This window comes from Streptomyces sp. NPDC048417, from assembly GCF_040651615.1.
Lineage (GTDB): Bacteria > Actinomycetota > Actinomycetes > Streptomycetales > Streptomycetaceae > Streptomyces.
On sequence record NZ_JBEZKI010000026.1, the window covers coordinates 163,355 to 172,927 of the forward strand.

Genomic DNA, 9,573 nt, shown 5'->3' on the forward strand with positions numbered 1-9,573 from the left:
GTGACCCAGTCAGACCGCGAGCCGGGGATGTACCTGAACGCCCTCGCCTACCGCTGCACACCCAAGCTCGTCGGTGACGCCTCGGTGTACGTACGGCACTTCGACCGCGAGACCGAGAAGCTGTGGAGCGACTTCAGCAGGCAATGCGCACGCCGCTACGGCGACGACGCGGCGCAGGCCCCGTACTCCATCGCCACCACCGTGCTCAGCACGCTAAGCGGCGGCTACGTCTACTTCGACCCCGACTTCCGTGGGCCGTTCCTCGCCTCGCGCGAACCGCTCGACAGCGAGCTGCTCTGTCAGGTGTTCACCCTCACCCATGCGCTGGCGCTCGGGGAGAAGATCGACACCATCGACCTCGCCATGGCTCCTGAGCTCGCTAAACGGATCGCCGCGTCACCAGAACACCAGTACGCGCTCGCCGACCACCTCAAGCCGGTCGACGGCAAGCAGCCCAACACCCCCGGGTGGGTCTACCGGACCGTAGCCTGGGATCTCTCCCGCCGCATGGCTGCCAAGCCATGGGAGATCTCCGACAGCAGAAAGATCCCACTTTGCCCCGACACCACCGGCGGTCTGGTCGCTCTGGAAAAGCCCTGGCAGAACGAGCAGGGCGGCCGGTACGCCCTCTCCCGCACCGCGCTGCGGCTCAAGACCCTTCCGAACATCGCCAGTCCCGTCCTCCTGGTGTCGTCGAGGGTGACCCGCATCTCCTCTTCGCTGATCTTCTCGAAAACGGCCCTGGCTGTGCAGCCCGGCCCTGGGCACCCGCTCCTTGAAGTGTCGCTCAACGGCCGAGGTGCCGCCCGCACCGTGAACCGGCTCGCCTTGGAGGCGCTGGGGCGTCTGGAGATGGACTACTCGATCCTGAGGACGATCGACCAGCGATCCCGCAGGGAACAGGAGCTCCTCAAGACGGCCCGCGAGGAGAAGAAGCCGGCGGCCTTCCCCCGCGAACACCCCGCCCAGGTGTGGCCAGTCCTCCCCAAGAGCTATTCCTTCCCCATCGGCACCGGCACCGGGATGCAGCACCTGCGCCTTCTCTACGGCCACGTCGCTGAGGCGTTCGGCGACGCGGCCGTGCCTCTGACGATGCGGGAGGCGCCCATGACGCTTCCCCACCGGCCGACCGACCCCGAGCGGGTCACCAAGAAGGAGCTCGAACGCCGCAAGGAGGAACGGGAGAAGAGCGAGAGCAAGGAGCCGCTCCGGGCGCGAGGCAGCGCCGTGCCCACGCCGGAGTCCGTCTTCGCCGCCGTCGAGGCCGCCGGCTTCAAGAAGCTGCGCATCGCCTGCCTTTGGTACCGCGACGAGACCCGGCTGCGGATGCTCGACACCCTCTGCAAGACATACGGCATCGACCCCACGGGGCTCGACCCGCACGACGGCCAGGAATTCAGTCTCCACGGCGACCAGATCACCGCGGTGCTCCACCTGGCTACCGACTTCCTCCGGCCCGGTGGACCGGATGGCAGGCGGGAAGCATTGGCACAGACCGGCGCTTCGCTGGTCTCCCGAGACGGAGTCCTCGTCGGTGCTTGGTGCGAGACGGAGAAGCCCGAGGCCGTTGACGAGCGGAGCGGCACGGACGCCGACAGCCGCGACGGCAAGCTCCTGACGCGATCGCTCCTTGCCGGCCTCGGCGTTCCCACCCAGTACATCCTGGGCAAGAACGACAAGGGCATCGTCATGCCGAAGGCGAAGGACCACCCGGGCGAGATGGCCCTCCTCGACCTCTACCGCTCGCTCGGAGTCATCGACGACCGTATCGCCAACGCTCTGGAACCCGAAACCTCCGACTACCCCGTTCACCGAGTCGCCCAAGTCGGTGTCCATGTACGCCAGCAGAACCGGCGAAAGGGGGAGAACGGGCCTCCAAAGGTCGTGATCACCGCATCAGCACTCATCCCGCCAGCCCATGTCGGCGGAGCATGGAGCATGCTCGGTTGGAGCTCGACCCGACCCGAGTGGCAGCCCTACCGCAGCGCCCAGCCCGCCTTCCACGCCACGGCCTACCCTCAGGAGAACGGGGAGAAGAAGACTCACCGGCAGCGCTGGGACGACGCAGCTGAGGCGGTCGAGTTGGCCCTCGGAGATCTCGCCGAGGAGCTGGACGGCGTTCCTTACACCGTCACCGTGGACGGGCTGGCCTGCCGCCGCATGTGGGAGGGGCTGCAGAACATGAACCAGGGAGCCGCCCCGACTCCGCGCTTCAGCCGCTACTGGCTCCCAGGCAGCTCCCTGAGCATCGATGAGAGGCCGCGTGCCGTGATCCGCATCAACATCGCGGACGAGGAGGTCCCGCCGCCTGTCAGCACCACGCGTGTGCTGAAGGGACAGGCTGGCGCCACGACTGACGGCGAAACAACCCGGATGCTGTACCAAGTCGAGGTGGACTTCGGCGCACCTGTCTGGATCTTGTGCAACGTGCCGCGCGCGTACGACGGCGACGGCGCCGGCCGACTTGGCTCGAAGTACACCCGGTGGGACGCCAAGCGGTCCGTCCACTCGGAGAAGAAGGAGGAGCGCCGCAAGGGCGAGATGCCCCAGAACTGGTACTCCATGACCGCGACCGAGATCTACCCGCTGGCCTGCGCCGAAGGCGTCTCGGCGGAAGCCCTTGCCGTGGCCACCGCAAAACTCTGCCACCAGACCCTCTTCTGGTCAGACCGGGCCCGCTTCCCCGTTCCTTTGCACGCCGCCAGGCAGATGGACCTCGACCACCCGCAGTACCGGCGCACCGCTCCTCCCGAGGAGAAGCCCGCCGCCGAGCCGGGTTCTGACGGAGAGGTATCCGAGCAGTAGCGGCCAGTGCATCAGCGTCGCTAGGCGAAGGCCCCGCTGCGAAGGCAGGAAGTCGCCAGAAGGGCGTAAGCGGTCGTGATCGCCAACTGGGCCAGCCGGGCGATACCTTCAGCAGCTCGGTGTTGAGTACGGGGAAGGGGAGGGGCAGCATGTCGAGGGGCAAGCAGATGTTGCGCGAGCTTGGCCAGGCGGTACGAGAGACGGCCGAGGAGGGCGGACGCTCCATTTACTTCAGTGTGTACGATCGCGGCTTCTACGAGGCAGCCCAGACCTGTCGGGGCGTCCTGTCCGATGCCACGGAAGAGTTGTTGGCGAAGATGAAGTCCGGAAACCTGTCCAAGCAAGAACAGGCGCTGTACGTGCGGCTGACTGAACTGACGGCTGAAATGGACGAACGTCTCCGGAACGCCTGCCAAACAGAGCCGACAGGAGACGCCCTGCCGCAGCCGTCCGGCGCCCGACCCGGCCAGCCTGCAAGACTGGCCTGAGGCTCACTTCTGAGGATCGGCCCCGTACGTCACGACGTCCGGCACACCGAGAGCCATGCCGGTGATGCAGCCCTTGTTCCATGCGTCGCGCTCGTCGCCGTCCAGGCCGCCAGGGAGCGCGTCTGCGCACTCCCGCTGTCCCACGGAGGCGGGGTACCGGGCGTCGGGGCCGCCGGGGCGGGTGCACATGTCCTGCCGGGCGGCCACCTCCCCGCCGGTCGTGCAGTACGTGAAGTTGGTGTCGAGGACGCGCTTCGCGTAGTCCGTCGCCGTCTGCTCGCCGAACCGGTAGCCGTCCCAGTACCTCGCGGCCTTGTCCTCCTCGGTGGTGCAGCCGGCCAGCGCGAGAGCGGCGAGGGCGAGCGGTATGAAGGTGCGTCGCATGCGCCGGAGCATACGAGAAGTACCCCGCCCCCCCCCGCAGGGGGCCGGGGTACCGGCCAGACCGCCAAGTCGTAGTCGTCGGTCCAGGGTTCCTCGGTCCACAGGTCGTCGTAGTGGTACAGGCCGGTCAAGCAGGCCGCCCGCGCGGTAGGCGTACACGAACGGGGCCCGGGATTCGGTATGGAAGACGATCATCCGGCGATGTAGATCTTTCGAATCGCGGACAACGGCTTTACCCAACGGGGAAGGTCCCCTGCGGACTGCCAGCAGGGCGAAGCGGCCCCTAGTCGATCTGATCCAACTCAGCCCGTAGACGCTCGGCCTCGGCTTCGGCCTTTCGCAGCCTCCGCTCCAAGGCGGACCGCGAGGGTGTGGGTGCGGTGCTCTCCGCCTTCCCGGACTGTCGCTGCCGGGGGACAAGCCATCCGACGCGCTCGTAGGCCGAGATCATCCGAACTTGGGGGCAGAAGTAGCAGAGTTGCTCGGGCTCCGGTGTCGGCCAGCCGTCCGCGAGCATCCGTCGGGTGTGCTCCCGGTCCCGCTCGGTCTGCAGCTCCGGGTTCACGCGCCAGGCTTCCTCGAACTCGGCGGACATCTGCTGGACGCGTTCCGGAGCCGCACGGCGAGGCCCAGAAGCAGGGACCCAATCGAGACTCGGGGCGATGGTTTCCTCCACGTGACCGCAAGCCAGCGTCACCTCCCAGAACGCGGAGGTGTGCGGCTCGTCATGGCGGATCATCGACCAAATTCTGGGATCCGTGTTGTCCGGCGGCTCGACCAGGTCGGCGGGAAACGTCACCTCTCTCCGGTCTCCCCACTCAGCGATCACGCGATAAGGCGGCGGTGGGGAGTCGTCGTGATGGCAGATCATCTGCCCAGGAGGCAGCGGTGAGTGGAGGGCCTTCCACTGCGTCTTGTGCGGTGGGGTGCTGTCTTCGCGAGTGAGGACCTCGGAGATGCAGTCGCAGTCAAGCTGAACGCGCCACCGGAACAAGCGGGTCAGATCCGGAATCAGGAAGTCCCAGAGCACCCGCGGGATGTACCCGCGCATCTCGGCGGCCTCCGCCTCGCACTCCCGCAGTACCTCCTGGCGTGACCTGGCCTTGCCGGGAAGCCGCTGCACCGTGGGGGTGCCCGGCGGTGGCCGGTCTTCCAGGAGAAGATGGCGACTATCGGTTGAAGGGGCACCCATGGCACCTCCCCCTTCCTTGCCCGGCGCTGCCGTTCATCGCCCGAGTGGACTGCGAGTTGCCGCCATGCACGCTACAGAGTCAGCCGCACTGTCAGGAGAATGTCGCGCCGTTTCACTCGCGTGGGTGACCGTTCGCGGGCGTCGAGTCTTCAGGATCCATAAGGCTTGCTGTCAGGTGCGGGCCGGGCGGCCGGGGCTGTCCACGAACTTCACAACCCCGACCACCGCGGTCTTCGCGGTCGTCCTCACGCGGCCGTTGCCTTGGTCTTCGCGCGGGCCTGTTGCAGCAGCTCCAGCGCCTGGTCCATCACACCCTCGGGGTGCTGCGTGCGGTCGATCTCGCTGAGGACGATCCCCCAGATTGCCCGCGCGCCCGCCGCTTTCGCCTCGTAGTAGGCGTCGCGGACGTTCTCGCGGATCGGGTCCTCGGTGAAGGTGGCGTAGATGCCGAGGAACTGGCGCACCATGAGCCCGCTGACCTGCCGCGGGTCGTGGACGATGTGGTGGCCGTTGTTGTCGAGCCGGTGGGTGAAGTACTCATCCGGGCCGAGCGGGGCCTGTTCGACATGGAGATTTTGGCTTCCGAGCCCGTCGGGCAGCTGTCCGAAGTGTTCGCACATGCGGTCGCGGAAGGCGTCGAAGCCGGCGCGCGTGGTCAAAGTCGTCATACCGTCACTTCCGCCGGCTCGCTGAGGAGGTTGCGCATCGCCGTTTCGACGGCGACCTTCGGGGACCCGCAGACGATGATGAGGACGATCACCTCGTCGGCGAACTTCTCCACGGCCGGGGAGCACGAGCCGAGTTCTCGCATCTTGGTGCGGAACGTTTCCACCTCGGCGATGGCGCGTTCGGTGATGGTCGTGGTCTTCATGCAGCCATCTCCGGGGGGTTGAGGTACGCGGTGCGGACGTTGACGAGCTGGGCGTGGGCCTCGCGCAGGGAGTCGACCCGCTTCTGCAGGTGGCTTATGACCATCTCCAGCGTGTCCGGGTCGAGGTACTTGATGTAGTGCTCGTTGATGGCCTCAATGGCCACGAAGGGCAGCCGCTCCGCTGGCCGTCCAGAGAAGGGGTGTGACTGGATCTGCCAGCTGAGGAAGCGGAAGTCCTCCGGGTCGCCCGTGTCGCACAGTGGGCCGAAGAGTGGCAGCTCGCCGGCTGAGCCGGGGATGCTGCAGTAGATGTCGTGCGGGTGCTCGGGCGTGTTGCCGTCCGCGTCGTGGCCGATCGTGCAGCCGGGCATGCACGTCACGGTCACCTTTTCACCGGTGACGGCGCTGGTGAAGGCGAACGTGCGCCGGACAGCGGACGCTGCCACGGCTGGCCGACTGTCGGGCGGGGCTGCGGGGACGGACTGGAGCCGGGCGGCCTGGCCGACGCTCCCGAGAGGCTGAGTGGTGTGGTTCACGGGACCGCTCTTACCGGCGGCCGTTGGTATGTCTTCCATGATTGGTCTCCTCCGATGCAGGAGTCGGGCTATGGCCTCACCGCGGTGTTGAACCCGCCAGACGGGACCCTTTCCCTGGTGATACGCGCACTGTCGAACGGGGGTCGAGAGCGCTGTCCCGTTCGAGGGGTCTGGGCCTGGAACAGGGCGCTGCTAGAAAGAAGAGGCATGTCTGTCGGCGACGGGCACGGTTTCGGTGCCGGAGCAGTACCCCTGCGCCTGCCCTGTCGGATGGTGACAATGGTGTTCCGGCCGCCCGGAACACCCGTGGGTGCGGCCACGGTGCGGCCGGACGCCTTTGGACCGGGTAACACAGGGTGTCACAGTGGAACTGGTCGCATGTGCTCTGATCAGGCAGAACAGCACCGGGTGGCACGATCCGGCACCAGGCGTCACGAACCCTCGTGGTCTCGTAATGCGTAGGTCTCGGGTTCGAATCCCGAAGGCGGCGGCTCTACTGAAACTCCAGCTCTGCCTGAGCTGGAGATCTTCGTTCAGCGGACGCGACCACCGCGCCGTGCGACGGCCATCAGCGGTCTCCCCAGCCGCATAGCACTTGCGTTATCACGATGCGCTAGCTGCTCCAAATCGCTGTTTCTCCGGACTCTGATGCTCCTAGCCAGTAGACATGCGCTCTGCCTCGCTGTGCGTAGGCGAGGGGACAGAGCGCCAGCTGCTTCGGCAGCGCTTACCCCGGAGACACACGATGCGTAACCAGTCCAAGCCTGCCGTTGAGGCTGCCTTCCTGAATGTTCAGGACGCTGCGAAGTACATGGCCATCTCGGTGAACACGCTCTACGTCTGGCGTCACCGCCGGCAAGGGCCGCCCAGCTTCCGGATGGGGCCCGGCGGGAGGGTCATGTACCGCCGGGACCTGCTCGACGCGTGGCTCACCGAACAGCAGCAGGCGGATTCGCGGTCGAACCCGGCTCTCAATCCGCTGAGCAAAGCGCCGCAGCAGCGCGAACGACGCCGCGCTGCTTGACCTGGGAGAACTGATCCGAGGAGATCAGCAGCACTCGGAATTTCATGCACACGGAGATCGTCTGTGTGTCTGATCGCGACGAGGCTCGCGCCGCGAGAACCATGACCAGGCCAAGGAGAAGGCGTACATGGCGGGTTACATCGAGGACCGGTGGCTCAAAAAGCGGCCGAACAAGGAGACGGGCAAGCGTGAACGCACTGCGCTATGGGGCAAGTGCACGCGCTACCGCGTCAAAGGGATACCGGGGGTCCGTGACCGGTCCTTCGACACGGTCGCGGACGCCAAGGCGTGGCTGGCCGAGGCTCAGACCGACGTACGGCGAGGAGATTTCGTCGACGCACGAGACGGTGCGATCAGTCTTCGCGAGTACGTCGAGAAGCATTGGTGGCCCTCCCAGGTGCACCCCGCTCAGACGCTGGAAAGCATGAGGCACCGGATCTGGGGGCAGGTGCTGCCGCAGCTCGGAGATCTGGCGCTGAGGGACATCGGCGTCGCGGAGCTGCGTAAGTGGTCAGCCGACGTGCAGAGGGCGGTGGCGTCGAGCACGGCCTATGTCGCGTGGGTGTACCTCAAGGCCATCATGCAGGCCGCGGTCGAGGACAAACGGCTGTACCGCAACCCGTGCAAAGGCAACGGCTCGATCAAGCCGCCGAAGAAGCCGGAGCGCAAGGCTCGCGCCTGGGAGCAGGACCGTGTCGACGCTGTACGAGAGGCGCTGGCCGACCGCTACCGGATCGCGCTCGACCTCGGCGTCGGATGCGGACTCCGACAGGGCGAGACGTTCGGCTTCAGCCCAGGTGACATCCGTGGAGACTTCGTCCACATAGAGCGGCAGATCCTCATGTACAAGTCGCGCCTGTACTTCGGCCCGCCCAAAGGCGGCAAGGAACGCGACGTGCCGCTGCCGAAGGTGCTCGCGAAGCGGCTCCTCACTCACCAGGAACGCTTCGAACCGCTCGACGTCACCCTGCCGTGGCTGGACCCCGAGGAGCCGGACCTCGCACGTGAGGACCGACGCAAGGTAACCGTCCCGTTGCTCGTGTACACCGGCCGACGCGGCGCGATCAACCGCACCACCTGGAACACCAAGGCGTGGAAGCCGGCACTGGCCGACGTGGGAGTCATCCCACCGCTGCCCGAGCGTCAGCCGGGCGAGAAGCCGTCGCGCGTCTGGGAGCCCAGCCGCGAGCACGGCTTCCACGTCTTGCGTCACACGTACGCCTCGGTGATGCTCGAAGCCGGGGAGTCCATCGTCTCGCTCGCGAAGTGGCTGGGGCACTCCGACCCGGCGTTCACGCTCCGGACGTATACGCACTTCATGCCGCAGGCCGGCGCGCGGGGACTGTCCGCGATCGAGGCGTGGTTCGCGGGCCTCGGCTGAAAGTCCCTGAGAAGTCCCAGAGGGCTGAAACAGCCGCCGGATGTCCATAAACACGCAGGTCAGAGCGTGATCGCTCCCTGAGCGGAACAGAACCCGGCGTACAGCCCGACTCGTCTGCCGCCACCTGCGGCTCTTCATGGAAAAGGGCCTCTGATCTGCGACGGAGACCCTTTCCGGTCTTTCGGGGGGTTTGCCTCGTCAGGCGGTGGAAAGTCCCTCGGACAGAGCTGGAGTCCCTGAAACTCCCGGGAGCGGAGGGGCGGGTAATGCCTCTGAGCTGGCCGTTCGCGACAGCCGTCGGAATAGGGTGCTGAAGCCGCCGGCATTTGGAACGGTCTCTGCTCGGTGGTACTAGCGGCCTCGGCGCCGCTCACCGGGGGATCGCGCTACCCCACAGTCCGAGATGAGTGTCCGCACGGCCGCTGTGGGAGACCGTCCTGTGCGGATGCAGTCGTGAGAGACGTGGAGTGCCGCGACTGCAGCCCGGACGTGCTTGCCGATCTTTGCCGTCCTTTGGCGCCGCCCATACCTTCCGCATAACCGCTCTCCATAGTCTCTTGGGTTGGCATGTGCACAGCGTGGAGTACGGGGGTGGGGTGGCATGTCGGACCTGAAGAAGGAAGCCGCGTCGATGCACAAGGCGGCTTCGGGGCTGCGTGGCGTGGGGCATCACACGGCGAAGCCGTTGCAGCAGTTCGAGGCGCAGTCCCATGACCTGGGTGCGCTGGGAGCGCTGGGTTCGCTGCTGGGGGCGAAGGGTGAGATAGAGCAGGGCATGACCACCCTGGCCAAGCTGGCCCGGCAGCTGGGTGAGGAGTGGGACGCGGAGGCGAAGCTGATCGGTGAGGTCTCCGACGCCTTCGATCTGCTGGACGTGCTGATCGCGGCCGCG

Annotated in this window: 10 protein-coding genes; 5 read left to right on the forward strand and 5 right to left on the reverse strand. The window is 66.6% G+C overall.

Going from position 1 to position 9,573, the window contains the following annotated elements:
- On the forward strand, positions 1–2,805 hold the full coding sequence (locus AB0D59_RS35720; protein WP_362574588.1) for an RNaseH domain-containing protein: 2,805 nt from the start codon (positions 1–3) through the stop codon (positions 2,803–2,805).
- A gap of 149 nt (positions 2,806–2,954) precedes the next feature.
- Positions 2,955–3,293, forward strand: coding sequence for a hypothetical protein (locus AB0D59_RS35725; protein ID WP_362574590.1), 339 nt, complete (start codon positions 2,955–2,957; stop codon positions 3,291–3,293).
- A gap of 3 nt (positions 3,294–3,296) precedes the next feature.
- Here AB0D59_RS35725 and AB0D59_RS35730 read toward each other — a convergent pair whose 3' ends face one another.
- The 5 genes from AB0D59_RS35730 to AB0D59_RS35750 form a co-directional block, all read right to left on the reverse strand.
- Positions 3,297–3,677, reverse strand: coding sequence for a hypothetical protein (locus AB0D59_RS35730; protein WP_362574592.1), 381 nt, complete (start codon positions 3,675–3,677; stop codon positions 3,297–3,299).
- Positions 3,678–3,960: 283 nt separating this feature from the next.
- Positions 3,961–4,728 (reverse strand): hypothetical protein, encoded by a 768-nt coding sequence (locus AB0D59_RS35735; RefSeq protein WP_362574593.1) that lies wholly within the window; start codon positions 4,726–4,728, stop codon positions 3,961–3,963.
- Between the two features lie 386 nt (positions 4,729–5,114).
- Complete coding sequence (locus AB0D59_RS35740) at positions 5,115–5,537, reverse strand: hypothetical protein (protein ID WP_362574595.1); 423 nt, start codon at positions 5,535–5,537, stop codon at positions 5,115–5,117.
- The gene (locus AB0D59_RS35745; protein ID WP_362574597.1) at positions 5,534–5,740 is read right to left on the reverse strand and encodes a hypothetical protein; all 207 of its coding nucleotides are present in this window, start codon (positions 5,738–5,740) and stop codon (positions 5,534–5,536) included. Before AB0D59_RS35745 ends, AB0D59_RS35740 begins: the two co-directional genes overlap by 4 nt.
- Positions 5,737–6,315, reverse strand: a complete 579-nt coding sequence (locus AB0D59_RS35750; protein ID WP_362574599.1) for a hypothetical protein — start codon at positions 6,313–6,315, stop codon at positions 5,737–5,739. The genes AB0D59_RS35745 and AB0D59_RS35750 overlap by 4 nt, the downstream gene beginning before the upstream one ends.
- Before the next feature lie 706 nt (positions 6,316–7,021).
- Here AB0D59_RS35750 and AB0D59_RS35755 point away from each other — a divergent pair.
- The 3 genes from AB0D59_RS35755 to AB0D59_RS35765 all read left to right on the forward strand — a co-directional run.
- Positions 7,022–7,300, forward strand: coding sequence for a helix-turn-helix domain-containing protein (locus AB0D59_RS35755; RefSeq protein WP_362574600.1), 279 nt, complete (start codon positions 7,022–7,024; stop codon positions 7,298–7,300).
- A 127-nt stretch (positions 7,301–7,427) separates the two neighbouring features.
- A complete protein-coding gene (locus AB0D59_RS35760; RefSeq protein ID WP_362574602.1) occupies positions 7,428–8,681 on the forward strand; it encodes a site-specific integrase in 1,254 nt (417 codons plus the stop codon).
- A 601-nt stretch (positions 8,682–9,282) separates the two neighbouring features.
- A partial coding sequence (locus AB0D59_RS35765; protein WP_362574604.1) for a hypothetical protein occupies positions 9,283–9,573 on the forward strand: 291 nt, incomplete at its 3' end.

Coding starts and splice junctions, on each gene's coding strand:
- AB0D59_RS35725 (WP_362574590.1), top strand. CDS start 2,955: ATGTCGAGGGGCAAGCAGATGTTGCGCGAGCTTGGCCAGGCGGTACGA.
- AB0D59_RS35735 (WP_362574593.1), bottom strand. CDS start 4,728: ATGCGCGGGTACATCCCGCGGGTGCTCTGGGACTTCCTGATTCCGGAT.
- AB0D59_RS35760 (WP_362574602.1), top strand. CDS start 7,428: ATGGCGGGTTACATCGAGGACCGGTGGCTCAAAAAGCGGCCGAACAAG.
- AB0D59_RS35745 (WP_362574597.1), bottom strand. CDS start 5,740: ATGAAGACCACGACCATCACCGAACGCGCCATCGCCGAGGTGGAAACG.
- AB0D59_RS35755 (WP_362574600.1), top strand. CDS start 7,022: ATGCGTAACCAGTCCAAGCCTGCCGTTGAGGCTGCCTTCCTGAATGTT.
- AB0D59_RS35750 (WP_362574599.1), bottom strand. CDS start 6,315: ATGGAAGACATACCAACGGCCGCCGGTAAGAGCGGTCCCGTGAACCAC.
- AB0D59_RS35740 (WP_362574595.1), bottom strand. CDS start 5,537: ATGACGACTTTGACCACGCGCGCCGGCTTCGACGCCTTCCGCGACCGC.
- AB0D59_RS35730 (WP_362574592.1), bottom strand. CDS start 3,677: ATGCGACGCACCTTCATACCGCTCGCCCTCGCCGCTCTCGCGCTGGCC.